Annotated in this window: 21 protein-coding genes; 16 read left to right on the forward strand and 5 right to left on the reverse strand. The window is 71.0% G+C overall.

The genetic code is table 11. The features are described from left to right. Positions 1–14: 14 nt before the first annotated feature. The 3 genes from AB0G63_RS02560 (at position 15) to AB0G63_RS02570 (ending at position 3,436) form a co-directional block, all read left to right on the forward strand. Positions 15–1,331 (forward strand): FAD-dependent oxidoreductase, encoded by a 1,317-nt coding sequence (locus AB0G63_RS02560; RefSeq protein ID WP_360742986.1) that lies wholly within the window; start codon positions 15–17, stop codon positions 1,329–1,331. 506 nt (positions 1,332–1,837) lie between these two features. Continuing rightward, entirely contained in the window at positions 1,838–2,620 is a 783-nt protein-coding gene (locus tag AB0G63_RS02565) for a phosphatase PAP2 family protein (RefSeq protein ID WP_360742989.1), read from the forward strand. Between the two features lie 135 nt (positions 2,621–2,755). Then, the gene (locus tag AB0G63_RS02570) at positions 2,756–3,436 is read left to right on the forward strand and encodes a response regulator transcription factor (RefSeq protein ID WP_360742994.1); all 681 of its coding nucleotides are present in this window, start codon (positions 2,756–2,758) and stop codon (positions 3,434–3,436) included. 168 nt (positions 3,437–3,604) lie between these two features. Here AB0G63_RS02570 and AB0G63_RS02575 read toward each other — a convergent pair whose 3' ends face one another. The 4 genes from AB0G63_RS02575 to AB0G63_RS02590 form a co-directional block, all read right to left on the reverse strand. After that, complete coding sequence (locus AB0G63_RS02575) at positions 3,605–4,723, reverse strand: glycoside hydrolase family 5 protein (RefSeq protein ID WP_360742997.1); 1,119 nt, start codon at positions 4,721–4,723, stop codon at positions 3,605–3,607. A 167-nt stretch (positions 4,724–4,890) separates the two neighbouring features. Continuing rightward, positions 4,891–5,232 (reverse strand): DNA-binding response regulator, encoded by a 342-nt coding sequence (locus AB0G63_RS02580; RefSeq protein ID WP_360743000.1) that lies wholly within the window; start codon positions 5,230–5,232, stop codon positions 4,891–4,893. A gap of 205 nt (positions 5,233–5,437) precedes the next feature. Continuing rightward, complete coding sequence (locus AB0G63_RS02585; protein WP_360743003.1) at positions 5,438–6,430, reverse strand: glycoside hydrolase family 6 protein; 993 nt, start codon at positions 6,428–6,430, stop codon at positions 5,438–5,440. A gap of 83 nt (positions 6,431–6,513) precedes the next feature. After that, positions 6,514–7,464, reverse strand: a complete 951-nt coding sequence (locus AB0G63_RS02590) for a S8 family serine peptidase (RefSeq protein WP_360743006.1) — start codon at positions 7,462–7,464, stop codon at positions 6,514–6,516. A gap of 566 nt (positions 7,465–8,030) precedes the next feature. Here AB0G63_RS02590 and AB0G63_RS02595 point away from each other — a divergent pair. The 9 genes from AB0G63_RS02595 (at position 8,031) to AB0G63_RS02635 (ending at position 18,264) form a co-directional block, all read left to right on the forward strand. Then, positions 8,031–8,528 carry a GtrA family protein gene (locus tag AB0G63_RS02595; RefSeq protein WP_360743009.1) on the forward strand — a complete coding sequence of 166 codons (498 nt, stop codon included), beginning with the start codon at positions 8,031–8,033 and terminating at the stop codon, positions 8,526–8,528. Beyond that, the gene (locus AB0G63_RS02600; protein WP_360743012.1) at positions 8,525–9,817 is read left to right on the forward strand and encodes a glycosyltransferase; all 1,293 of its coding nucleotides are present in this window, start codon (positions 8,525–8,527) and stop codon (positions 9,815–9,817) included. Before AB0G63_RS02595 ends, AB0G63_RS02600 begins: the two co-directional genes overlap by 4 nt. Before the next feature lie 16 nt (positions 9,818–9,833). Beyond that, complete coding sequence (locus tag AB0G63_RS02605) at positions 9,834–11,570, forward strand: glycosyltransferase family 39 protein (protein ID WP_360743015.1); 1,737 nt, start codon at positions 9,834–9,836, stop codon at positions 11,568–11,570. 504 nt (positions 11,571–12,074) lie between these two features. Then, a complete protein-coding gene (locus tag AB0G63_RS02610; RefSeq protein ID WP_360743018.1) occupies positions 12,075–13,430 on the forward strand; it encodes a hypothetical protein in 1,356 nt (451 codons plus the stop codon). A 62-nt stretch (positions 13,431–13,492) separates the two neighbouring features. Continuing rightward, positions 13,493–13,930, forward strand: coding sequence for a hypothetical protein (locus AB0G63_RS02615; RefSeq protein ID WP_360743021.1), 438 nt, complete (start codon positions 13,493–13,495; stop codon positions 13,928–13,930). Further along, entirely contained in the window at positions 13,927–15,831 is a 1,905-nt protein-coding gene (locus tag AB0G63_RS02620) for a PAS domain S-box protein (RefSeq protein WP_360743024.1), read from the forward strand. The genes AB0G63_RS02615 and AB0G63_RS02620 overlap by 4 nt, the downstream gene beginning before the upstream one ends. After that, a complete protein-coding gene (locus AB0G63_RS02625; protein ID WP_360743027.1) occupies positions 15,828–16,529 on the forward strand; it encodes a response regulator transcription factor in 702 nt (233 codons plus the stop codon). The genes AB0G63_RS02620 and AB0G63_RS02625 overlap by 4 nt, the downstream gene beginning before the upstream one ends. Positions 16,530–16,731: 202 nt before the next feature. Continuing rightward, positions 16,732–17,034, forward strand: coding sequence for an anti-sigma factor (locus AB0G63_RS02630; protein ID WP_360743030.1), 303 nt, complete (start codon positions 16,732–16,734; stop codon positions 17,032–17,034). A gap of 675 nt (positions 17,035–17,709) precedes the next feature. After that, a complete protein-coding gene (locus AB0G63_RS02635; RefSeq protein WP_360743033.1) occupies positions 17,710–18,264 on the forward strand; it encodes an RNA polymerase sigma factor in 555 nt (184 codons plus the stop codon). A gap of 95 nt (positions 18,265–18,359) precedes the next feature. On the opposite strand, the gene AB0G63_RS02640 is transcribed toward AB0G63_RS02635, so the two are convergent. After that, the gene (locus AB0G63_RS02640; protein ID WP_360743184.1) at positions 18,360–19,415 is read right to left on the reverse strand and encodes a LacI family DNA-binding transcriptional regulator; all 1,056 of its coding nucleotides are present in this window, start codon (positions 19,413–19,415) and stop codon (positions 18,360–18,362) included. 312 nt (positions 19,416–19,727) lie between these two features. On the opposite strand from AB0G63_RS02640, the gene AB0G63_RS02645 reads away from it, so the two are divergent. From AB0G63_RS02645 to AB0G63_RS02660, 4 genes are all read left to right on the forward strand, one after another. Next, positions 19,728–20,996 (forward strand): extracellular solute-binding protein, encoded by a 1,269-nt coding sequence (locus tag AB0G63_RS02645; RefSeq protein WP_360743036.1) that lies wholly within the window; start codon positions 19,728–19,730, stop codon positions 20,994–20,996. Positions 20,997–21,081: 85 nt separating this feature from the next. After that, positions 21,082–21,966, forward strand: a complete 885-nt coding sequence (locus AB0G63_RS02650) for a sugar ABC transporter permease (RefSeq protein ID WP_360743039.1) — start codon at positions 21,082–21,084, stop codon at positions 21,964–21,966. Between the two features lie 110 nt (positions 21,967–22,076). After that, positions 22,077–22,880 carry a carbohydrate ABC transporter permease gene (locus tag AB0G63_RS02655; protein ID WP_360743042.1) on the forward strand — a complete coding sequence of 268 codons (804 nt, stop codon included), beginning with the start codon at positions 22,077–22,079 and terminating at the stop codon, positions 22,878–22,880. A gap of 75 nt (positions 22,881–22,955) precedes the next feature. After that, the gene (locus AB0G63_RS02660) at positions 22,956–25,526 is read left to right on the forward strand and encodes a family 78 glycoside hydrolase catalytic domain (protein ID WP_360743045.1); all 2,571 of its coding nucleotides are present in this window, start codon (positions 22,956–22,958) and stop codon (positions 25,524–25,526) included. Positions 25,527–25,563 lie beyond the last annotated feature (37 nt).

A 25,563-nucleotide genomic window follows, 5' to 3' on the forward strand; every position in this document is an offset into this window, starting at 1 on the left:
CGAAGGAACAGATCATGACACCCCAAGCCACCCCCGTCGGGCGGCCCGACGTCCTCGTGGTCGGCGGCGGCATCGGCGGCCTCAGCTCCGCCTTCGCCCTGGCCCGCCAGGGACTGCGCGTGCGCGTCCTCGAACGGGCCCCGCAGTTCGGCGAGGTGGGCGCCGGCCTGCAGATCGGCCCCAACTGCACCCGCATCCTCGACCAGTACGGCCTGCTCGACGAGGCCAAGGAACTCGGCGTCGTCCCCGAGAACATGGTCATGCGCGACGCACTCGACTCCCGGGAACTGACCCGGCTCGACCTGCGCGACCTCGAACGCCGCTACGGCTTCCCGTACATGGTCATCCACCGCAGCGACCTGCACGGCATCTTCCTGCGCGCCTGCGAGCGCGCGGGCGTCGAGCTGCTGACCGACCAGACGGTCATCGGTTACGAGAACACCGGGGACGGCGCCCGGGTCCTCCTCGAGAACGGCCGCGTCGAGGCCGCCGAACTGGTCATCGCGGCCGACGGACTGCACTCCGTGGCCCGCCGCCTGCTGGTCGGCGACGACGTGGTCAGCTCCAACTACGTCGCCTACCGCGCCGCCGTCCCGATCGAGCAGGTCCGGGACAACGGCGTCGCCGAGAAGGACGTCACCGTCTACATCGGCCCCCGCTGCCACTTCGTCCAGTACGCCCTGCGCGGCGGCGACATGTTCAACCAGGTCGCCGTGTTCGAGTCGCCCAAGGCCCTGGCCGGCCAGGACGACTGGGGCACGCCCGACGAACTGGACGCGGCCTTCGAAGCCACCTGCGACACCGTGCGCAAGGGCATCCCGCTGATGTGGCGGGACCGCTGGTGGCGGATGTTCGACCGCGACCCCATCGAGACCTGGGTGCACGGGCGCATCGCCCTGCTCGGCGACGCCGCCCACCCGCCGCTGCAGTACATGGCGCAGGGCGCGATCATGGCGATCGAGGACGGCTGGGTGCTCGCCGAGCACTACGCCCGGCTGGCCGGGGCCGCCGAAGCGGGCACCCGGCCCGACTGGGACGCCGCGCTGGTGGCGTACGAGGCGGTCCGGGTGGAGCACTGCCGCCGGGTGCAGAGCACGGGCCGGGTCTGGGGCGAGCTGTGGCACCTCGACGGCACGCCACGGCTGCAGCGCAACGCGATCATGCGGGCGCGGGACACCTACGACTACTCGTTCACCGACTGGGTCTACGGCCCGACCGCGCTGACGCCGGACGAGGAGCCCCCCATGTTCACGCCGATCCCGCTGTCCTCGGCGGTCGTCGACGACCCGGACGGCGCACCGCTGACGGCGACGGGGAGCGGCACGTCCTGAGCGGCGCCTCCCCCTCCCGGCCGGCCGCGCGCCTTCCCTGGCCGGTGGGCCGTGGGTCTTCCCGCCCGGCCGGCCACGCGCTTCCCCGCCCGGCCGGCCGTGGGCACCCGCCAACCGGCCGCGCGCCTCTCCCGCCCCGGCCGGCCGCGCGCTTCCCCGCCCGGCCGGCCGGGCGGGGCCGTCGGGGGGCGCTTCGGCGCAGGCGGCCGTGTGGTCGCCATCGGCCCCCGAGGATATATTTGGCAAAACGGGAATTCCCGGTATGTGAAGCCGAATTCCCTGTATGTGCCGTTGCATCGCGCCGCATCCGGATTCCGGCCGCACGGTCGGACTTCCCGAGGGGCTGGGAGTGCGATATGGGCATCATGCCCCTTCCCCCGAGACGGGGTCTGTTCGTCCCAGGAGTGCGTGGCGCCCTTCCGCCGTACCGTTCCGTTCGGCGTGAACGCCGGCGGAGGCCGGGGGGCGGCGGGCGCACGGCGGCCCTCTTCGCGCTCGCGGCCGGGATGTACGCGGCCGTCTTAGCGGCGGTGCTCACCCGCTCGCCCCTGCTGGAGTTCGACTGGCGCGTGGCCATGTGGCGGCCGTACCGGCAATGGCCGCAGCCGGCCGGGCTGCTGGGCGTCCTCGTCGTCGCGGGGCAGCGAGGTCCGACGGCGACCGTGGCGGCGGCGTGGCTGGGGTGGCGTTTCCGGCGCAGCCGGGACCCGCGCCCGCTGCTGGTCCTCCTGGCCGCGCTGGTACTGCTCAACGTGAGCGTCGGCGCGGTCAAACTCGGCACCGGGCGTGTGGGGCCCGACTACGCGCACGCTTTTGGATCCCCCGAGTTCTTCCGGGGCGGCGACATGTTCCCGTCCGGGCACACGGCCAACAGCGTCGTCGTGTGGGGGACGCTGGCCCACCTCGCCCCGCGTCGCCGCAGAGCGGCGGGGGCGCTGGCCGCGCTGGCCGCCCTCGCGGTCGGGCTGACCACCGTCTACCAGGGTTACCACTGGTTCAGCGACGCCCTGGGCGGCTGGATCGCCGGAGCGCTGGTGCTGCTGGCGCTGCCGTACTGCGAGCGCTTCGCCGAGTGCCTGACCGTATGGGCCGGCAGGCTCCGCGAGTGGCCGCGGCCCGCTCCCGTTCCGCGGCCGGCGCCCGTGGTGGCCGTGGCCGGCGGAGCGCCGAGGGCCTGCGGGCGCGGAGCGCGGGGCCGGACCGCGCCGTCTTCCGCGGGCGCGGCGCTCGCCTCCCATCCCCGGGTGTGGAATGAGCGCGGGCCGCCGCGGGTTCCCGGTATGTCCTAAGAATCCGTTCATGTTCCCTGTTGTCTGGGAAGTGGAGGGAACGCAGGGACGATGCCGGCCGTGTCGGCCGCGCGCACGTACCGCGCAGCAGTCGTGGTGGCGCCGCGAGCCGGTGCTCGACAACGGAGATCATCAGTGGCAGTGCATGTTCTGATCGCGGAGGACCATGCGGTGGTCCGGCAGGGCTTGCGGGACTTCCTGAGCCTTGACGGTGAGATCGCGGTGGCCGGTGAGACGACCAATGGCCGGGAGGCTGTTCGCCTGGCCCGGGAGCTGAGCCCGGACGTGGTGCTGATGGACCTGATGCTGCCCGTCATGGACGGCATCGAGGCCACGGAGCAGATCCGCGAGGAACTGCCCGAGGTCAGGGTCGTGGCGCTGACGAGCGCGCTCGACGGGGGCATCGTGATGGCGGCGGTGCGGGCGGGCGCGACGGGTTTCCTGCTGAAGAACGCGGAGGCCGACGAACTGCGGCACGCGGTGAAGGCCGCGGCGGCCGGCAAGACGTACGTGTCCAGCGCGGCGGTCGCCCGCCTGGTGGACCAGGTCAACGGCGCGGGCGGGCCGGAGCGTCTCACCGAGCGCGAGTCCGAGGTACTGGTCATGCTGGCCCGCGGCAAGGCGAACAAGGAGATCGCCCGCGAGCTGGGCATAGGGCAGCAGACAGTGAAGACGTACGTCAGCCACATCTTCGACAAGCTCGGCGTGCACAGCCGGACGCAGGCGGTCGCCCACGCCCTGCGGCTGGGGCTCGTGCCGTCCGGTGAACTCGCCCAAGGTCTCGTCGTTGTGGACGACTACCCGTGGTCGGCGTGACGGAGGCGTTCGGCCGCATCGCCCCGGTCGCCGCCGCCCGGGCGGCGGCACCGCGGAAGCGGGCGGGTACGGCTGAGAGGCCACGGGCACGAATGCCCGCGGCCTCTCACGCTCACCGGTCACCCGGTGGTGTGCGGTGGATCACCGCTGTGAAGGGGATCGCCGCGATTACCGCTGCGAGGAATCCGCCGTCTTCTTCGCCTCCGGCAGTCGCTCCTGGTAGACGGAGAGCAGGTCCTTCTTGCCCTGGTCCAGCGTCTTCCAGTCGTTCTGGAGAACGCCGCCGGTGTCACCCGAGTCCGGGTTCCAGCACCAGTAGGTGTAGCTCATGCCGTTCTTCTTCAGGTACTGCATCAGGCTCTGCTGCCAGACGGCCTCGGTGCTCTTGCCCGCGCTCTTCCTGCCGCCGAACTCGCCGAGCAGCACGGGAGCGATGTTCTCCTTCTTGACGAAGCCCCAGTGCTTGTCCCAGAAGGCGGGCATGTTGTTCGGGAAGTTCTTGTCCATGAACCAGTTCTGGTTGTAGACGCCCGGCCCGTAGTCGTGCGCGGAGTACACGACCTTATTGGCTTCCTTGAGCCTGACCGGGTGGTCCTTGACGCCCCGCAGCTCGCCGCCCCACCAGGTGGTCTCGTTCTTGTAGTTGTCGTTGCCCTCGACGAAGATCAGCCAGTCGGGGTTGACCGAGTGGATGGTGTTGCCGGCCTTCTCGGCGGCGATCTTCCAGTCGGTCTTGGGGTTGCCGTCACCCCAGGTGGCCTGGCCGCGCGGCTCGTTGTGCAGGTCCGCGCCGATGACCTTGTCGTTGTTCTTGTAGCGCTCGGCGAGCATCTTCCAGTCGGACAGCCACTTGCTCTCCGGGACCTTCTCGGTGTACCAGAGCTCGCTCTGCCCGTACTGGTCCGGGCGGTGCTGGTCGAGGATGACCATCATCCCGTGCTTGGTGGCCGTGTCGACGACCTTGTCCATGATCTGCAGGCCGTTGAGGCCCTTGAGCTCGGGGTTCTGCTTGAAGTCGATGCCGTTGGGCTTGCTCTTGGCGTCGAACAGCTCGTTGGAGTACGGCAGCCGGAGGGTGTTGAACCCGGTGTCGACCATCTGCTCGACCATGGAGTCGAGGTTGCGGGTCCACAGTCCGTGCGGCGCGAACGTGCCGGTTTCCAGGCCGAACCAGTTGACGCCGGTCAGCACTACCTTCTTGCCGTTGGCGTCGACGATGTCGCCGCCCTTGGTGTGCAGCGCGCCGTGCACCCCGGAAACGGTGTTCTCCTTGGAGGAGCCGCTCACGGAATCCACTGTAAACGCGGTGACGGTTCCGCCGATCGCGGCGGCCGTCACAGCCGCTGCCGTGACACTCAGCACCAGCCGCCGCCGACCACGACCCGGCTTCTTCTCAGCGGCCGCGGATTCGGGCATGGGATTGGTCGAGTCGTTGTTCTTTCCCAGGGGGGAATTCATGAGGTAAGACTCCTGAGGAATTCGATTACGTCGGACTTGAGGATGCCGATGCCGGGTGTTTTTGCCGACGGCTCCGGGCACTCCTCACACGGCTCGGTGGCGGTCGAAATAAAGACCAGAAATGCCGTGGGAAGGAGTTCGCCGAGTCGTTGGGCCTGCCGGTCCGGCGTGTCCGCGTCGATCAGGACCACGTCCGGCATTAGCTCACTGACCAGTGGCATTGCCTCGGCGATGGTGGTGAAGGCCCCCGCGAGTTCACATCCGGGCTCGTCCTCTACGAGATCGGAAAGGGCCGCCCGTACCTGCGGATGAGGCTCCACGACGAGAACTCTTTTCATGGGCGGTGGGCTCCTTCGGACTTCTTGCTGCGTTGCCCACGACACTAGGAAAAGAGTTCTGGTCAAATCTTCCTGCGACCGGTCGAATTCCATGCACACTAAACGGCCGAATTCGGGCTACCTCAATTGAAGTAGCCCGAATTCGGCCGTTTGGTTACTTATATGGGTTATGTGCTGAAGGTGATGATGTGGGGTTTATGTCCGACTATCGGGCGAGCAGGTAGGCGTACCGGGCGTCGAAGGTCCCCGCGGCCGCCGCGCACCCGTCGGCCTGGCCCGGCGGCTTCACCCACAGGTAGGCGTCGACGCCGCGCACGCCGGTGTCGGTCGTCGGGGCCCGTCCCAGGCGCCGGCCCGCCGGATCGCAGGCGCGGTGGCCCCGGGCCGGACCGGCACCGTTGCGGCTGGTGTCGATCACCATGGTCAGGCGGGTGCTGTCCAGTTCCCGGAGCACCGAGCGGCCGTAGCGGATCTCGTCACGGGTCCGGTTGAAGTTGGACACGTTCAGCGCGATGCCGTCCGCGTAGCGGGTGGCACCGGCGCGCCTGAGCCGGTCGGCCATGGTCCGGGCGGGCTGCCAGCCGGAGTTGCCGGCGTCGTAGTAGACCTTGGAGCCCGGGGCGTCGCGGCGGAGCACCTGGCCCGCGTAGAACAGGGACGCGAAGCGGATCTTCCGCTCCCGGGCGTTGAGGCAGTCGGTGAGCGCGAGGGCGTCCGGTTCGAGGATCACCAGCGCGCGCGTCGAGCCGATCCCGCGGGCGAAGCCCCTGATCCAGTCACGGTAGGAGGCCAGATCGCCGGTGCCGCCGCTGCTGTGCCCGGAGCAGTCGCGGCGGTGCGCGGCGTACGCCACCAGGAGCGGCAGCTCGCCCCGCGCCCGGGCCGCGTCGGCCACGGCGCGCACCTGGCTCTCCACCTGCGACGGGTCCGCGTCGGTGAACCAGGTCCCCTGGGGCCGGGAGGCGATGCGCTTGCGGATGACCGCCGCCCGGTGGTCGTCGGCGTGTTCGCGCGCCCAGCCCGCGGCCGGGGTGTCCGGGGCGGTGTAGAGGCGGGCCGTGGCGGGGAGACGCGGCTCCGGCAGGGCGCGGGGCGGGGCGGCGCCGGTGCCCGGGGCCGGGAGGAACGGGGCGGTGGCCGTTGCCGCGGCGACCGCCACGAGCAGGCCGAGTGAGGCCAGCAGAGCCGTCAGCCGCACCCGTAGCGGATGGGAAAGCGCGCGCCCCGGGGCCGGTGTTTCGGGGCGCGCGCGCTCGGGGGCGCGGTCGCTCAACCGGGTCGTCATTCGTCGTCCGACGCGGTGATGCTGCGGCGGATCAGGAACCAGGCGGCGACGGCCAGGACGAGCGTCGCCGCGGCCACGGCCAGCACGACCAGGATCGGCCCGGTGTCGGAGGCGTGACGGACGCCGATGTCCGCCGCCTGGGCGTTCGCCGGCGCGGCCGCGTCGGAGCCGGACGGGGCGGCACGCTGCGACAGCGCGGCCGCGGGGGCCACGGCCCCCCAGCCGTACCGCGCGTTCCAGTCCGCCCTGCCCCGCTCGGTGGCCGTCTCGGTCAGTGACCGGGTGACCTGCTCGACGGTCCACTTCGGGTGGTCGGAGCGCAGCAGCGCGGCCGAGCCCGCCACCCAGGCCGCCGCGAAACCGGTGCCGGTGCCGGTCCAGTAGTCGTGGCTCCTGGCGGTGGTCAGGATGTCGACACCCGGCGCCGCCAGGTCCACGTCCTTGCCGCGGTGCGAGTCCGGCCAGACCGTGCCCTTCTTGTCGACCGCCGTGACCGAGAGGACCTCCGGATAGGCGGCCGGGTAGGTCACCGCGTTCCCCTTCCCGCCCGTGTCGCCCGCACCGGCCACGACCAGGGCGTCCCGGTCGGCCGCGAACTTGACGGCCGTCCTGAGGTCGTCGCTCGGGCGGCGGAAGCCGACGGTGACGTCGATGACCTCGGCCCCCTGCCGCGCCGCGTCCATGATCGCCCTGGCGGTCGCGGCGGTCAGGGCCGTGTTGTCGCGGTAGACCCGGAACGGGAGTATGCGCGCCTCCGGAGCGAGCCCGACCAGGCCGTCGCCGCCGTAGTTGCGTCCGGTTCCGGCGATCACGCCCGCCGCGTGGGTGCCCTGGACCGGGGCGGAGCCCTCGTCGTGCGTGCCGTCGGCGTCCTTGCTCCTGACCACGCGGCCCCGCAGGTCGGGATGGGAGGCGTCGACGCCGGTGCCGATCACCGCTACCGTCACGCCCTCCCCTTTGGAGGTCTCCCAGGCCCGGTCGGCCTTGAGGGCGTGCAACGCCCATTCGGAATCGCGTAGCGCTCCGGAGCCCGCCGGAGCGGCTGTGCCCGAGAGCCCGACGGCCAGAGCCGTCGCCGCGACGGCTGCTCCGGCGCGGGCGGCTAGCCTGGAACGTGACGTGGAACGACCGGCCATGTGAGGCACCTACCTCTGCTGCTGGGCCATGGGCCGGGCTGCCGAGACTGGGCCGGCGGCCCGGTGGCCCCGGCTCCGCCGCTCCCACCGGGAGGGCCGGGCCGGGACATCCCTGCGCGGTCCACTTTCCGCAGGGGGAGAAGGGCGTTGCACCCGCCAACGGGTGAGGACCTGCTCCCCCCTTCGGGTGAGGGAACAGGCTCCCCCCTCTTTCGGCAGGCAGTGGTACGTCCCCCGAATGGGGGAGCGACGCCTCCCCAGAACGGGGCCATGGCGCTCACCCGTTTATGTGATGTCCGCGCCTGCTCCTGAGCGCAGGCTGGTGTGTGATGTCCCGCCGCGCGGAGTCGGGGCGTCTCCCGCTTGGAGGAGCCGATATGCACCGTTTCCGGACGGTACCCGTGCACACCGACGAACCACGAGCGGAGGCGGAACTGTCCCTGAAATCCGTCGCATCCACGGCCTGGGGCGCTCGGATCAGGGCGCTGCTGAAGAGCCGGATGCTCCGCTTCGCGGTGGTCGGCGGTGTGGGCACGGTCGTGAACACGGCGGTGCTGTACGTCCTGCACGGCCTGCTGGGGGTGCCGCTCCTCGCGGCCTCGGCCGTCGCCGTCGAAGTCGCCGTGGTGAACAACTACCTGCTCAACGACTGGTGGACCTTCACCGCGCGGGCGCCGTCGCTCAGGAGGTTCGGCAAGTTCAACGTGTCCATGCTCACCGGGCTCGGGGTCAACGTGCTCGTGCTGTGGATCCTGGTGCACGGCGGAGTCCCCCTCATGCCGGCGAACGTGCTCGCCATCGGTGCCGCGTTCGCCGTCAACTACGCATCCAGCGCCCTGTGGGTGTGGGACGGGAGCCGGGGGAGCGCCCGATGACCTCCGTTCTGTACACCGTGCTGGTCACGGTCTCCGTCCTGCTCACGGCGCAGTCGGCGCACGTCCTGTACCTGATGCTCTACACCTGGGACCAGAAGGACGCCGAGCACAGGGCCAGGGCGCCGGAGGAGTTCCTGCCGCCCCGGCTGTCCTTCAGTGTGCTGCTGCCGGCCCGGCACGAAGAGGACGTCATCCAGACCACCATCGAGCGGGTGGTGCGCGCCGACTATCCGGCCGACCTGCTGGAGGTCTTCGTGATCTGCTCGGCGGACGACACCGGAACGATCGGCATGGCCGAGGAGAAGATCGCCGAACTCGGCCGGGAGGGCGTGCGCAACGTCGGGGTCGTCGTCTTCGACGACCAGCCCGTCAACAAGCCCCACGGCCTCAACGCGGCCCTGCCGCAGACGGGTCACGACGTGGTGACCATCTTCGACGCCGAGGACGACATCCATCCCGCGATCTTCAACCTGGTCAACACGGTGATGCTCCAGGACCGGGTCAGGGTCGTCCAGGCCGGCGTGCAGCTGATGAACTACCAGTCCACCTGGTACTCCTCCCTGAACGTCCTGGAGTACTTCTTCTGGTTCAAGAGCCGGCTGCACTACCACGCCCTCGAGGGGGCCATCCCGCTCGGCGGCAACACGGTCTTCTTCGCACGCGAGCTGCTGGTGCGCCTGGGCGGCTGGGACGACCGCAACCTCACCGAGGACGCGGACCTGGGGCTGCGGGTGTCCGTCGCGGGGGAGCGCGTACGCGTGGTCTACGACGACCGCTACGTCACCAAGGAGGAGACCCCGCCGACGCTCGGTCACTTCGTCCGGCAGCGCACCCGGTGGAGCCAGGGGTTCATGCAGACCCTGCGCAAGGGGACCTGGAAGCAGATGCCCACCCGCAAACAGCGCTGGCTCGCCTTCTACGTACTGGCGTTCCCGCACGGACAGGCGCTGCTGGGCGTGTACCTGCTGGTCTCCCTCGGCATGATGTTCTTCCTGAAGGTCCCGGTGCTGGTGGCGCTCGTCTCCTGGCTGCCCGTGCTGATGCTGGTGGCGCACTTCGTGACGCAGGCCGTCGGCCTGTACGAGTTCACCGACGCCCACGGGCTGAAGGGGTCGCCGATGGCCGTGGTGAAGATGGCCGTCGCCTGGTACCCGTACCAGCTCGTCCTCGCCTACGCGGCGATCCGCGCCATGCGGCGCCAGATGGCCGGCCGCAGCGACTGGGAGAAGACGCAGCACGTAGGCGCCCACCGGACCGAGCCACCGGAGGCGGACTCCCATGTCGCGTGAGCCGGGACGGGGTTCGATGAGGCCCCGGCTGGTCGTGGTCCCCGACAAGGGACGCGCATCCAGCGGACAGACCAGCGGACAGACCAGCGGACAGACCACCGGACAGACCACCGGACAGACCACCGGACAGTCCGCCGGGCAGGCCCCGGCGCCCCGGCGGCCCGCCGAGCAGCCGGTCGTCACGCCGGGCCGGTTCCCCCCGCTGGGGGCCGGCGGGAAGCTCGCACTGGGCGCCGCCGTGCTCACGGGGCTCGTCACGCACGGCTGGCACCTGTTCGAGTATCCGCTGTACCTCACCGACGAGGGCATCTACATGCAGCGGGCGTGGTCGCTGGTGCGGCAGACCAGCCTGTCGCCGTACACCTACGACTACGACCACGCGCCCGGCGGCTGGATCCAGCTCGCCGGCTGGGCCTTCCCGCTGCCGAACCAGTTCGAGACGTTCGGCAACGCGATCAACACCGGCCGGGTCCTGATGCTGCTGGTCCACCTGGCCGGCATCGTGCTTCTCTTCGAGATCGTCCGGCGGCTGTCCGGCAGCCTCCTGGCCGCCTCGGTGACCGCGTTCTTCTACAACGTCTCGCCGATCGCCGTCTACTACCAGCGGCAGGTCCTGCTGGACAACCTCATGATGTTCTGGGTGCTGCTGAGCCTGTACCTGCTGCTCGGCCGCGACATGAGGATCCGGCACGCGCTGGGCGCCGGGACCGCGCTGGGGATGGCGCTGATCACCAAGGAGAACGCGATCTTCTTCGTGCCCACCCTGGTGTACCTGCTGCACCGCAGGGTGACGGGTTCCACGCAGCGGCGGTTCGCCAAGTCGCTGTGGCCGTTCGCGATGGCGGTCCCGGTCAGCGGCTACGTCCTGTACGCCGTGCTGAAGAACGAGCTCCTGCCCAGTGGCTTCGACTTCGACCTGAACAACCCGCCGGCCGACCACGTGTCCCTGCTCTACACCCTGTGGTGGCAGCTCAACCGCAACCAGGGGTCCCTGCTCGGCCAGGGCAGCTTCCTGTACAACAGCTGGATCCCCCGGGACGGGCTCTTCCTGCTCCTCGGCCTGCTCTCCATGCTGGCCGTGCTGTACTGGGGCTTCCGGGACCGGCAGCGGAACCTGGGTTTCCTGGTGATCGGCACGCTCACCCTCGCGTACACCTTCTACCTGGTGCGCGGCAGCGTGCTGCTGGACTTCTACGTCGTCCCCCTGATCCCGCTGTTCGCGGCCTGCATCGGCATGGTGACGGACCGGCTGCTGCGTCGCTTCCGTCCGGCGGTGCGGGTGGCGCTGCCCGCCCTGGCCTGCGCCGTACTGCTGATCGCCCCGGTCACCAACTACCTGCTGACGATCAACACCGAGGGACGGGTGGCGATCGCGGACCAGTACCAGCCGAAGCTGAACCTGACGCGCATGCAGGAGCAGCAGGTCGCCTGGATACGCAAGCACGTGCCGGCGGACGCGCGGATCATCATGGACGACGACCTGTGGAGCGAACTCCACGACGTCGCTCCCTTCTATCCGTACGCGCATTCCCACTGGAACGCCTCGTCCGACCCCGATGTGCGCGACAAGCTCTTCGCCAAGAAGTGGCAGAACATCGACTACATCGTCATGTCCAACAAGATGCGGCAGTCCATGGTGGGCAACAACGGCGACGGCCGCGAGAACTGGATCCTGACCGCCCTGAAGAACTCCAGGCAGGTCTGGGAGGCCGGTCAGGGCGACATCAAGCTGCAAATCTACCGGGTCGGTTAGCCCCGGGCCGAGGAGGTGAACGTCATGCCCGAAAACTTCCAGCACAGGGAAAAGGGAATGCCGGAGGGCTTCGATGGAACCGAACAGGTTCCACCCGGAGGGAGCGGGTGGCCTGGGGGACCGGATGGCCCTGGCGGATCCGGTGGATCCGGAGGGAGCGGGTGGCCTGGGGGACCGGATGGCCCTGGCGGATCCGGTGGGACCGGAGGGAGTGGGTGGCCTTGGGGACCGGATGGACCTCGCGGATCCGGTGGATCCGGAGGGAGCGGGTGGCCCGCAGGACGGGAAGGACCTCGCGGATCCGGTGGATCCGGTGGATCCGGAGGGAGCGGATGGCCCGCAGGACGGGAAGGACCTCGCGGATCCGGTGGATCCGAAGAGACCGGATGGCCCGTGGAACCGGAAGGACCCGGCGGACCCGGAGGACCCGGCGATCCCGGGGACCCCGGGGACCCCGGTGGACCCGGAGGAACGAAGAGGCGGTTCACCTGGAAGAAGTTCCTGATGATCGCCGTGGCGCTGGTGGCCGTGGGCTCCCTCGTCCAGGTCGTCGCGAAGAGCGGGGGTTTCGGCGGAGCGCTCAACACCACCGGAGAAAAGTCCGGGCACGGGAAGAGCGAGTCCAAGAAGCTCGAGTCGCCCTCCGAGAAGCCGAAGACGATCAGGCTGGGCGGGCAGCGGGTCCCCAGGCAGGCCGGACCGATCATCGTGGTCAACCCCGGCCTGGTCACCCCCGGCGGCAAGGCCACCGTCGAGGGCGCGGGCTTCGACGCCAGGTCCATGGTGGACCTGTTCCTGAAGACCTCGGCCAAGAAGGACGAGGGCAAGGGCATCGCGTCGGCGAAGACCGACAAGTGGGGGTCGATCAACGCCCAGATCACCGTGCCGGAGAACGTCAGCAGCGGCGCCGTCGTGGTCGCGCAGCAGCGTGACGCCGAGAAGACGGCCGAGGCCCAGCTCGTCGCGGGTGGCGTGGCCGGTTCCGTGAAGGCCAGCAAGATGGTGGGCAAGCCCGGTGACTCGGTGTCGCTGAACGTCCGCGGTTTCGGGGCCGGCGAGACCATCGACGTCTACTGGGGCCGCGCCAGCGGCAGGCCGGACGCCACGTTGACCGCTGACGGATCCGGCGGCATCGGCCGCGCGGACGTCAAGGTCGGGGTGGCCCCCACCGGTCCCAGCACGCTGATCCTGGTCGGCAGGAAGAGCCACACCACGGCCAGCGCGCCCTTCCAGGTCCTGGGCCTGTACCCGACGATCAAGTCGTCGCCCTGGGCCCTGAAGTCCGGGCAGCGGATCAGCGTCTCCGCCAGCGGGTTCGCTCCCAACGAGCGCATCCTCTTCTACATCAACAGCGCGGGCGGAATCCCCGCCTTCACCGCCAACGCGGACGCCAACGGCAGGTCCGGAACCGTCGCCTTCGACGTACCCTTCGGTTTGAAGGGCACGCAGAGCCTCACCGCGATGGGTGACCGGACCCGCGCCGTGGTCCGCTCAGCCTTCCAGGTGATGCCCTACACGCCGGCCGCCGAGCCGAGCACGTACTCCGGCAAGGCCGGTACGGCGGTGAGCTTCTACGTCACCGGGTTCGCCCCGAGGGAGAACGTGACCGTCTTCACCGGCGGCCCGAACGGCGACGCGAGGAAGATCGCGACCTTCCAGGTCAACGACAAGGGCGCGGCGCAGGCCGTGGGTTCCTACCAGATCACCAAGGCGGACGAGGGAGGCGTGAGCTTCAAGCTCGTCGGCAGCAAGAGCGGCGGCGTGACCAAGGCGTCCGTCAACTCGGCCCAGCGGGGCGGCCAGCAGAACCAGGGCCAGAACCAGGGACAGAACCAGGGACAGCAGGGGCAGGGGCAGTAGGCCGGGCGGGCTGGACGAGCGGCCCGGAGCCGGCGGAGCGGCAGACTCGCAAGGAGAGCACCATGAGTGTCGTCTTCGGGCCCAACACCCGAGGGGTCCTGCAGTTTCTCACCCGCATCGAGGACCTGTCGGCGCAGCAGATCGACCGGGTGGCCGCCCTGTGGCGGCAGACCTCCAGCCAGACCCGCGCGGAGGCGTGGGCGGAGGTGCGGCGCACCACCACCGAGGAGGAGCGCTACCGCATCCTCGTGGCGGCATCGGCGGCCCGCCGGGCGGCCCTGGACACGGCGCTGAACCACCAGAGGCACGACTGGGCGTTCTGGGCCGCGGTGTGGGACGCGGTGATGGCGATCGCCGTCTGCGACAGGATCGGAGGTCACTACGACGTCCTGATCGCCCCGGTCGCCGCCGTCATGCCGTCGCTCGAAGTCTGCCGGCCCGACCCGCTCGGCGCCCGCCTCCCGTCGGACACCGTGTGCGGAAGGAGCGGGCAGCCATGAGCCACCGCATCACCGTCATGGTGGCCGACAACGACGCCGAGGTCCGCGAGGCGCTCGCGGACCTGGTCCGGTCCCATCCCGCCTTCGAGATGGTGGGGCTGGCCGTCGACCACGCGCAGACGGTCGCGGCGGTGAGCGAGACGCAACCGCGGGTGCTCGTCCTGGACGTGCACATGCCCAAGGGGGACGCCCCCGCCACCATACGCACCCTCCACGAACGGGCACCGGACACCAGGATCCTGGCCCTGTCGGCGTACGCGGACAGGGAGACCGTGACCGACGTGCTCGCCTCCGGGGCCGTCGGCTACCTGGTCAAGGGCGCGCCCGCGGAGGAGATCCTGGAGGCGGTCAGCCGGGCCGCCCGCGACCAGTTCAGCATCCCGGTCGAGCTGGCCGAGGCCTGCCTGGTACCCCTGCGGCGCGCCCACCGGCCGCAGGTGCCCGGGGCGGGAACCGCGCCCGTGCGCATCGAGGAGAAGGCCTGCCTGGACGTGCTCGAACAGGCCCCCTGCGCGGTGCTCGTCACCGGTGCCCAGGGCCGGATCGAACTCGCCAACGCGCCGGCCCGGCACATGTTCGGCTACAGCACGGCCGAGCTGCGCGGCAAGCGGCTGCGGGACCTGCTGCCCGAACTCCCCGTCACCGGACCGGCCGGCGGACCGGAGCTCGCGCCCGCGATACGGGGTCTGCGCCGGGACGGCTCGGAGTTCCCGGCCCGGATCGGCGGCGGCCGGCTGCGCGGCGGCCGTCCCCGGCACGTGGTGTACGTGACGGACCTGAGCGAAGCGGGCGTGACCGGTGACCGGCTGCGCCAGCTCGTCGAGTCGTCTCCCGACGCCATGGTGGTCGTGGACGCGGCGGGCCGCATCGTCCAGGCCAGCCCCCGCGTCGAAACCATGTTCGGCTACGGCCGTGAGCAGTTGCTGGGCATGCGCATCGACGTACTGCTGCCCGACCAGGCGCTGGCCGTCTCGCTGCGCGACTGGGTCGGCCCGCGCCAGGAACCGATGGCGCACAGCGTGGAACTGGTCGGCCGGCGCCATGACTCCAAGCAGTTCCCGGCCGACGTGAGCATCAGCCCGCTGCGCACCGCCGAAGGCGTGTTCACCGTGCTGACCGTCCGGGACATCACCGAGGTGCAGCGCGCCCAGTTCGTCCTCGAACGCAGCCTGGAACTCCTGGAGGGCACCGACCGGGACCGGCAGGCGCTGCTCAGCCACCTCATCTACGTGCAGGAGGAGGAACGCAGGCGCATCGCCGCCGACATCCACGACGACACCATCCAGGTCATCACCGCGGCCGCGCTGCGCCTGCAGCAGTTGCGCAGACGGCTGACGGATCCGAAGGACCTCCAGGTGACGGAGCGGCTGGACGAGACCCTGAAACTCTCGCTGAGCCGCCTGCGGCAGCTCATCTTCGACCTGCGGCCCTCCAGCCTGGAGCACGGCAGCCTGGCCACCGCCCTGAAGACCCTGCTCGACCGGATGCGCGCCGAGACCGGCACCCACTACAAGTTCGAGGACCAGATGGCGGCCACCCTGCCGGTCGACACCATGGTGCTGATCTACCGGACCGCGCAGGAAGCCCTGATGAACGTGCGCAAGCACGCCCGGGCCACGATGGTGCGCGTCCAGCTGCTCGGCGTCGAAGAGGGCTGCCTGATGCGGATCGTCGACGACGGCGTGGGCTACGACCCGCGCGAAGTGGAGTCCCGCCCCGGCCATCTCGGCCTCACCCTCATCCACGAACGCGCCCGGATGGCGGGAGGCTGGAGCCGGGTGGAGAGCGAGCCGGGGACGGGCACCACGGTCGAGTTCTGGGTTCCGCTCGCGGAGACACTGCCCCCGGAGCCCGGGACGGAGGAGGGCGGTGCCTCCGCACCGGAGGACACCCAGCCATGAAGGCTCCGCCCGACCTCGTCACGGTGATGCTGGTCGAGGACCACCGGGCCGTCGCCGAGGGGCTGTGGGCCCTGCTCGACGAGTACGACGACCTGACGGTGGTCGGCTGGGCCGACTCCGTCGCCGAAGCCGTGCCCATGGCGGAGCAGCTCTCCCCGCAGGTGGTGCTGATCGACTACCGGCTCTCCGACGGCACCGGCGCCGAGGCCGCGGCCCGTATCCGGGCCCGCGACCCGGCCGTCGTGGCCGTCTTCCTCAGCGCCGACACCAGCGACGCCGCCCTGCTGGCCGCGGCCGAGGCGGGCGCGAGCGGCTACCTGCTCAAGTCGGCGGGCGGTGACGAGATCGCCACGGCGATCCGCGCGGCGGCCGCGGGCGAGATCCTCATCCCCGCCCGCACCCTCATGGAGGTCCTCGCCCGCCATCGCGAGACCACCCGTGTCTCCGACCAGCACGCGGAACGACTGGGCAGACTCACCGCCCGGGAAGAGGAGATCCTCGTCCTCATGACCCAGGGGCTCGACAACCGGGCCATCGCCGACCGTCTGACCATCAGCTACGCCACCGTACGCACCCACGTGCGCGGAATCCTCGAGAAGCTGGAGGTCCGGTCCCAGCTCGAGGCGGTCGCCAAGGCCTTCGAGTGGGGCCTGCGCCCGCCCGCCCCGGACGCGGCACCGGAGCCGGACGGAGCGTGACGGGTCCGTTCCGGCTCCGGTGCCGTCCTGCGGAAAGGCCGCCGAGGCGGAAACCGCCTAAAGTGGGCGAAACGCTGCTCAGGGGCGACGCCGCCGCGGGTGGCGACGACGTCGACCGTGCGGCCGGAACGGGCCGGAACAGGCCGGAGAACCGGTGCGGGACCAGGACCGGACCGACGTTTCACTCGGAAGGAAGTGGGCGGTGAGCATCTGGGGGAAGCGCGGACGACCCGCCGACCGCGGGACCACCTGCACGCAGGTGGCCCGGGCCCTGCAGGCGTACCTGGACGGGGAGACCGACGAGGAGACCGCCCGGCGGGTGGCGGCCCATCTGGAGGACTGCCACCGCTGCGGACCGGACGCCGAGACCTACCGGAGGATCAAGGACGCGCTCGCCCGCAGGCCGGAGCCGGACCCCGACGCGGTCGAGCGGCTGCGCGCGTTCGCCGGGGGACTGCTGCAGAGCGACGCGGACGGGCAGCGCAGGCGCAGGACCGGGGTGTGAGACCCGTGAGGACGGCAGGAGCGGGTGGCCCGCCGGAGCCGTCCGAGGCGGTCTCGGCTGTGACGATGCCGTCCGAGGCGGTGTCGGCTGTGACGATGCCGTCCACTGCGGGGTCCGGACCGCGACCGTCGGGGAAGGGCCGGCCGAGCGCGCACCGGTGGCCGGGCACGGCCAGAGCCGGACGGGCAGCGGCATGCGGGCGCGTGGCGAGTCCCTGCCGCACGCCCGCACGGCGAGTTCTGTGCCGACAGCCCGCATCCGCACGCCACACTCCGGCGGCCGCCCGACCGATGGGGCGGGCCGACCCGGTTCACCCTTTCGGCCGAGGGCCGGGAAAACCTTTGTGCGGCCCGCCGCGCTGCCGGACCCGTCCAGCCGGATCACCCGGACCGTCGCGGGAATCCGGGCGCGCCGGCCCGCCCGCGCCGGCCGGTGGCCCGGCCGGCCGGGGGCCGGCGGGGCAGTGCGGACAAGGGCGTCGGCCCGGTGGCGTGTCCGGACACCGGCCGCGCGGCGCGGTCGCACACGGCGCGGCCACTCGCGGTCCCCCGCCCGCGACCGGCACCGCCCGCGCGGCACCCGGTTCCGGTATGCGCCTGTCGTCCGCGTTACGTGGTGTCTGTCCGCGTGGAATGCTCAGGTTGGCCTGGGGGATACCAGCCCGTGGGAGACAGTGTGGCCGAGCCGTCTGAGGTGCGGGACGAGGCGTTCGTGGAGTTCGTGCTGCCCGAGGTGGAGGTGCTGCTGCGGGTGGCGATGACGCTGACCGCGCAGCCCGCGGACGCCGACGACCTGGTGCAGGAGACGCTGTTGCGCGCCTACCGGGCGATCGACCGGTTCGACGGCGAGCATCCGCGCGCCTGGCTGCTGACCATCATGCGCCGGGTGGAGATCAACCGGCACCGCCGCCGCAGGCCACACCTCCTCGACGACCCGGACACCGACCTCGACCGCGTGCCGTCCGCCCGGGCGGTGGCCTCACCGGAGGACGTGGTGGTCGGCGAGGGCTTCGAGGAGGCGGTCGGCGCCGCGCTGGCCGCCCTGCCCGACAAGCACCGTGAGGTCGTACGGCTGGTGGACATCGGCGGGCTGAGCTACGCGGAGGCCGCCGAGGTGCTCGGCGTGCCGGAGGGGACCGTGATGAGCCGGCTGCACCGGGCCCGCAAACGCATGAGGACCCAGCTCGTCGCGGCCGGACTGGCACCGAAGCCGAACGGCAGGAGGATGTGACCGGGCGCCGGGCTCGCTTACGACGTCCTCGACGCCGACCCGCGGCCGGCGCACGCCACGGCCCGGCCCCTCCGCCCTCCCGCGCGGCCGACGGTTCACGGTCCGGCGGACCGCGGTGATGCGGTGCTGCCGCGCACCACCAGCCGGGGCGTCATGGTGCTGCGCACCGCGCGGTCGCGGCGGCCCTCGACGCGTTCGATGAGCAGGCGTGCCGCGGTGGCGCCCATCGTGTGGCCGGCCTGGTCGACGCTGGTGAGCCGGACGGGGGCGAGCGAGGCCAGCGCGGTGTTGTTGTAGCCGACCAGGGAGAGGTCGTCCGGGATGCGCAGCCCCAGTTCGTGGACGGCGCGGTAGATGCCCAGGGCGGCGACGTCGGCGCCGGTCATGATCGCTGTCGGGGGGCGGTCCGCCGTCAGCAGGGTCATGCCGGCCTTGAAGCCGCCCTCGTCGGAGTACGCGGCGTGGTGCACCCGCGCCCGGTCGGCCAGGCCGTGGCGCCGCATCGCCTCGAGGTAGCCGTCGGTCAGCACGATCTCGGGTGTGCGCTGCCAGCGGTTGGACCTGGTGCCGGGAGCCGACACCAGGGCGATGTCGCGGTGCCCGAGCGAGACGAGGTGGTCCACGACCAGGCCGGCGCCGATGTCGTCGGCGTCCACGACCGAGTCGTGACTGTCCGCGGCGTCGTGATGGCCGATGACCACGGTCGGGGTGGAGGCGGCCGTGGAGAGGATCTCGTCGCGCGGAGTGCCGGGAGCGATGAGGATCAGCCCGTCCATCTGGCGGTCGACCATGGACCGGATGGTCCGGGCCTGTTCGTCCGGCTCGAACCCGGCCGCGCCGACGAGCACGGTGTACTCGCTGGTGCGCAGCTCGTCCCGGACGCCGTCGAGGATGTCCGCGAAGAACGCGTTGCGGACGTTGTCCAGCAGGACCCCGATCGTGTACGTCCGGCCGCGCATGCCGCGCGCCGCCGCGTGCGGGCGGTAGCCCAGCTCGGCGATGGCCGCCTGAACCTTCTCCCGCATCGCGGGACTCACGCCGTAGGCGCTGCGCAGCACCTTGGAGACCGCGGCCGTGGACACGCCGGCGTGCCGGGCGACGTCGCTGATGGTCACGCGCTTGTTCTGCTTGGGTGCGGCAGCCCCGTCCATCGTCAGCACTCCGGATTCGTAGAGGTGTGTGCAACGGTCTACAGGACGACACCGGGGTTTCGTCAAGCCCTGTGCAGGTAACGCCCGCGTTACCGGTCTGTGTCTTGACGGAGGCGCGGTCGAGGTGCAGGGTGTTGCCCACTCGCCGTAGAGAACGTTTTACAAACTCTCCCGTACGGCGCCCCGTCGCCCCGCCGGGCCCGTTCCGCGCCCCCGGCGCCCGTCCCCATCGCACACTTCCCCGATGATCCATGGGAGTCCTCCGTGTCCCCTCGTATGCCCCGTGCCCGCCGCACGCGCCCGAGTCTCGCCGTGGCCGGCACCGCTTCGCTGGCCCTGCTCGTCACCGCCTGCGGCGGCAGCGGCGGCGGCGCCTCGGCCGCGCCCAAGGAGTTCAGCTACCTGAGCGTGACGGAGAACACGACCGTCAAGAGCGCCCTGACCACCCTGGCGGCGGGCGCGTGCAAGACCGCGAACGACGCTCTGCCGCTGAAGGTGGAGACCGTTCCCCAAGCGAGCCTGGACCAGAAGCTGCAGCTGCTGGCCGGCCAGAACGCCCTGCCGGTCCAGTTCGCGGCGGGCAACGCGCCGGCCCTCACCCAGCAGCTGGCGAAGTCGGGCAAGGTCGCCGACCTGGAGGCGAAGCTGAAGGAACTGGGCGTCTACGACCAGCTGCAGCCGGCCGCCGTCTCCACGATCAAGGCGCTGTACGGCGGCAAGCTGGAGGTGCTGCCGTACGAGTACAACATCGAGGGCATCTTCTACAACAAGAAGATCTTCACCGACAACGGACTGAAGGTGCCGGGCACCTGGGACGAACTCGTCGCGGCCGCGGCGAAGCTCAAGGCGAAGGGCATCCAGCCGTTCTCCGCCTCCGGCCAGCAGGGCTGGCCGCTGACCCGTCTGATCAGCGGCTACCTCTACCGCAGCCTCGGCCCGGACGCGCTGCAGAAGGTGGCCGACGGCAAGGCGAAGCTGACCGACCCGCAGTACGTGAAGGCCGCCGAGGAGGTGGCGGCGCTCGGCAAGAAGGGCTACTTCGGCAAGGGCGTCGGTTCCATCGACTACGACACCGCGATGAACCAGTTCCTCACCGGCAAGGCCGCCATGCTCTACATGGGCAGCTGGGCCCTGGCGAACATTTCCGACGCCGAGCAGGACAAGGTCGGCGCGGACAACGTCGGCTTCATGCCGTTCCCGGCCGTGGCGGGCGGCAAGGGCTCCGTCGGCCAGTACCCCTCCAACGTCGGCCTCGGCATCACCCTCGGCGCCAAGTCCTTCGACAAGAAGACCGGGGACTGGGTCGGCTGCATCGCCCGGAACTACGGCGGCACCGCCCTGAAGGACCACGGGTCCATCTCCGGCTTCAAGGTCAACACCGAGGTCAAGGACGCCAACGCGGTCACCACCCAGGTCCGCGACACCATCAGCACCTCGAAGCAGAACGTGCTCTGGTTCGAGGCCCTGTTCAGCACCAAGGCCACCACCGTCAGCCAGACCAACGCGGCGAGCCTGGTCAGCGGCAGCATGAGCCCGAAGCAGTTCATGCAGACCGTTCAGGACGCTCTGGCCGGCCAGTAGCCGGGCCGGGGGCGGTCCGCGCGGCCCTCCTGACACATGCCGTGCGCTCCGCCCCCTGCTCTTCAACGGAAAGTGGACCCCTCCCATGCACCGCGTACTCGGTGACCGCAGGGCCGTCGCCCTCCTGCTCGGTCCCGCCCTCCTCGTCTACTCACTGATCATGCTCGTGCCCATGGTGTGGTCGCTCGGCTACTCCTTCACCAAGGGCAACACCATCGACGGCTTCACCGGGAACGGCGTCGCCAACTTCTCCCGCCTGCTGGACGACCCGGCCGTCCACAGCGCCCTGTGGTTCACCCTCAAGTACGCCGTGGTCGTCACCGTCGGGCAGGTCGTCGCCGGCTACCTGCTGGCGCTGCTGTACGTGTTCTTCCTCAAGCGGGCCTCGGCGCTCATCCGCACCCTGGTGTTCTTCCCCGTGGTCCTCCCCACGGTCGCCGTCGGTCTGCTCTTCCAGAAGTTCTTCCAGGTGGCGCCGCAGACCGGCCCGGTCAACTCCCTGCTCAACGCCGTCGGCCTGGAATCGGTCGACTTCTTCGGCAGCGCGGGCCACGCCTTCTGGGTCCTGGTCGCCATGGACATCTGGCGGTCCATGGGCTTCTACGCCGTGCTGCTCTTCGCCGGCCTGGTCGACATCCCCGACGAGGTCCTCGAATCGGCCCGCCTGGACGGGGCGACGGGCCTGAGGCTGGTGCGCCACATCGTGCTGCCCCTGTCGCTCCCGGTGCTGATGTCCTCGCTGATCTTCAGCATCAACGGCACGCTGAAGGTCTTCGACTCCATCGTCGCCCTGACCGGCGGCGGGCCGGGCAACGGCACCACCCCCCTGACCCTGTACATGTTCCAGACGTCGTTCACCTACAGCGACTACGGCTACGGCAGCACCATCGCCCTGCTGCTCACGGTGGTCTGCCTGCTGGTGAGCCTGGCCGTCTACCGCGTCTCGCGGCGCGACCTCACGGAGGGCTGAGAAGGATGGCCATCGACACCACTGTGCAGACCCCCGCGAGCCGCCCGGGCCCGGAGCCGTCCCTTCGCAACGCCCGGCGGCGGCGTCCCCGCAGGGGAAGCCGGCTCTGGGTGAAGGCCGTCGTCGGACTGCTGCTGGTCGTGGAGATCTACCCGCTGCTCTGGATGTTCCTGACCTCGCTGAAGTCCAACGACGACTACCTCAACCACTCCACCTGGAGCCTGCCGACGCACTGGGAGTGGGGCAACTACGCCGAGGCGTGGACGACGGGCAACATCGGCCTGTACGTGCAGAACAGCGTGCTGGCGGTCGTCCCGGCGCTGGCGCTCATGCTGCTGCTGGGCACGGCGGCCGGATTCGCCCTCCAGATCATGGTCTGGAAGGGCCGCAGCCTGACCCTGCTGGTCTTCCTCGTGGGCATGATGGTGCCGCCGCAGATGATCCTGCTGCCGCTGTTCACCGTCTACTTCCGGACCGGCCTGTCCGGCACCCTGTGGCCGCTGATCCTCACCTACACCGGCACCGGCCTGCCGCTGACCGTCTTCATGATGGCCACGTACTACCGGACCGTTCCCCGCGAGCTGTTCGAGGCGGCCACCATCGACGGCGCCGGCATCCTGCGCGCCTTCTGGACCATCAGCGTGCCCCTCGTCCGCAACGCCCTGCTGACCGTCGGCCTGGTGCAGTTCTTCTTCATCTGGAACGACCTGCTCATCGCGCTGACCTTCACCAACAACCAGGACCTGCGCACCATCCAGGTCGGTCTGCTCAACTTCACCGGCGATTTCGGCGCCACCCAGTACGGGCCGCTCTTCGCCGCCATCTGCATCAACGTCTTCGGCACCCTCCTGATCTACCTGTTCCTCAACCAGAAGGTCATGAAGGGCCTCACCTCGGGAGCGGTCAAGGGCTGATCCGGCCCCCGGCCCGCCCACCGCTCCCGCGCACGTGACGAAAGGTTCACCTTGCTCCCCCCTCAGCCCTCCCCGGTGTCCTTCGAGCACCTCACGGACGGCCTCGGCATCGGCGTCCCCGCCCCCCGCCTGTCGTGGACACTGCCTCCCGGCCACGGTGCCCAGGAGGCGTACGAACTCGAACTGGACCGCGCCGGCCGCACCGAACGCACCGGCCGGGTGGAAAGCCCCGGCCAGGTCCTGGTCGCCTGGCCCGGCACTCCGCTCACCTCCCGCGAACGCGTCACCGTCCGCGTCCGGGTCTGGGCCCCGGGCGCCGCCGAGCCGTCCGCCTGGAGCGAGCCGAGCGCCGTCGAGGCCGGACTGCTGGACCCCGCCGACTGGGCCGCGGTCCCCGTCGGGGCGGACTGGGACGAGGACCCGCACGCGGCCCGTCGCCCGGCCCGGGTCCGCAAGGACTTCCGCCTCGGCCGTCCGGTCACCCGCGCCCGCCTCTACGTCACCGCCCACGGCCTGTACGAGGTCGAGATCAACGGCCGCCGCGTCGGCGACGAGGCCCTCGCCCCCGGCTGGACGGTCTACCCGCACCGGCTCCGCTACCGCACCCACGACGTCACCGGCCACCTCACCGAGGGCGCGAACACCATCGGCGCCTGGCTCGGCGACGGCTGGTACCGCGGCAAGTACGGCTTCGACGGCGGCACCCGCAACATCTACGGCACCGACCAGTCCCTCGTCGCCCAACTGGAGGTCACCTGCGACGACGGCACCACGCACGTCGTCGCCACCGACGGAACCTGGCGCGCGGCACCCGGGCCGATCCTCACCAGCGGCCTGTACGAGGGTGAGACCTTCGACGCCCGGCTCCACGATCCGGCCTGGGCGACGCCCGCACGCGCGGACACCGGCGAGTGGCAGGCCGTACGCACGGGCGGACGCGACCCGCGCACCCTGGTCGCCCCGCAGGGCCCGCCGGTGCGCTGCACCGAGGAGATCCCGCCCGCGGCCGTCACCCGCACCGATGACGGCCGCCACCTCCTCGACTTCGGCCAGAACCTCGTCGGCCGGCTGCGCCTCACCGTCGACGGCCCGGCCGGCACCACCCTCACCCTCCGGCACGCCGAAGTGCTGCAGGACGGCGAACTGGCCACCGGCCCGCTGCGCGAGGCGTACGCGACGGACACCCTGACCCTCTCCGGGCAGGGGCCCCTCACCTGGGAACCCCGCTTCACCCTGCACGGCTTCCGGTACGCCGAAATCACCGGCTGGCCCGGCGAGTTGACCCCGGAGGCGGTGACGGCCCGGGTGTACCACACCGACATGCGGCGCACCGGATGGTTCGAGTGCAGCGACCCGATGATCAACCGCCTGCACGAGAACGTGGTCTGGAGCATGCGCGGCAACTTCGTCGACATCCCCACCGACTGCCCGCAGCGCGACGAACGCCTCGGCTGGACGGGCGACATCCAGGTGTTCGCGCCCACCGCCGGCTTCCTCTACGACTGTGTCGGCATGCTGGACTCCTGGCTCACCGACGTCGGCCTGGAACAGCTGCCGGACGGAACGATCCCCTGGTACGTGCCCGTCATCCCCGGCGAGCCGATGTGGACACCGATCCAGCCCGGGGCCGCCTGGGGCGACGTGGCGGTGCTCACCCCCTGGACGCTCTACCGGCGCTTCGGCGACCTCGGCCTGCTCCGCCGCCACCTCCCCATGGCCAAGGCGTGGGTCGACCTCGTGGAGCGGCTCGCCGGCCCGAGCCGCCTGTGGGACACCGGCTTCCAGCTGGGCGACTGGCTCGACCCCGCCGCCCCGCCCGACGACCCGGCGGCCGGCCGCACCGACCGCTACCTCGTCGCGACGGCGTACTTCGCCCACTCCGCCCGCCACCTCTCCCTCGCCGCGGCCGAGCTGGGGGAGCGGCAGGACGCGGAGCGGTACGCCCGGCTGGCCGACGAGGTCGCGGACGCCTTCCGCCGCCGTTACGTCACCGCCTCCGGCCGCATGACCAGCGACAGCCCGACCGCCTACGCCCTCGGTATCGCCTTCGGGCTGCTCACCCCGCGCGGGCGTGCGGCAGCGGGGGACCGGCTGGCCGAGCTGGTCCTCGCCGACGACGCCCGCATCGCCACCGGCTTCGTCGGCACCCCACTGATCTGCGACGCGCTGACCGACACCGGCCATCTCGACGTGGCCTACCGGCTGTTGACCCAGACCGAGTGCCCCTCCTGGCTCTACCCGGTGACGATGGGGGCCACGACCATCTGGGAGCGGTGGGACAGCATGCGCCCGGACGGCAGCCTCAACCCGGGCGGCATGACCTCCTTCAACCACTACGCCCTGGGCGCCGTCGCCGACTGGCTGCACCGGGTCGTCGGCGGCATCGACGCCACGGCTCCCGGATACCGCGAGATCGTCCTCCGCCCGCGCCCGGGCGGCGGCATCACCTGGGCCCGCACCCGCCACGACACCCCCTACGGCACGGTGTCACTGGCCTGGGAACTGACGGGGACGGGGCTCACCGCGCACATATCCGTGCCGGACGGCTGCCGGGCCACGGCCGAGTTGCCGGGCTGCCCCCCGGTCGTCCTGGGGCCCGGTGAGCACGTGCTGGACACCGCGAGCCCGGCCGCCGAGGTGGCTTGACGGCGATCCGGACCGGGGCCGGCCGTGAACCTGACCT

It is taken from the genome of Streptomyces sp. NPDC020996 (assembly GCF_040641355.1).
Lineage (GTDB): Bacteria > Actinomycetota > Actinomycetes > Streptomycetales > Streptomycetaceae > Streptomyces.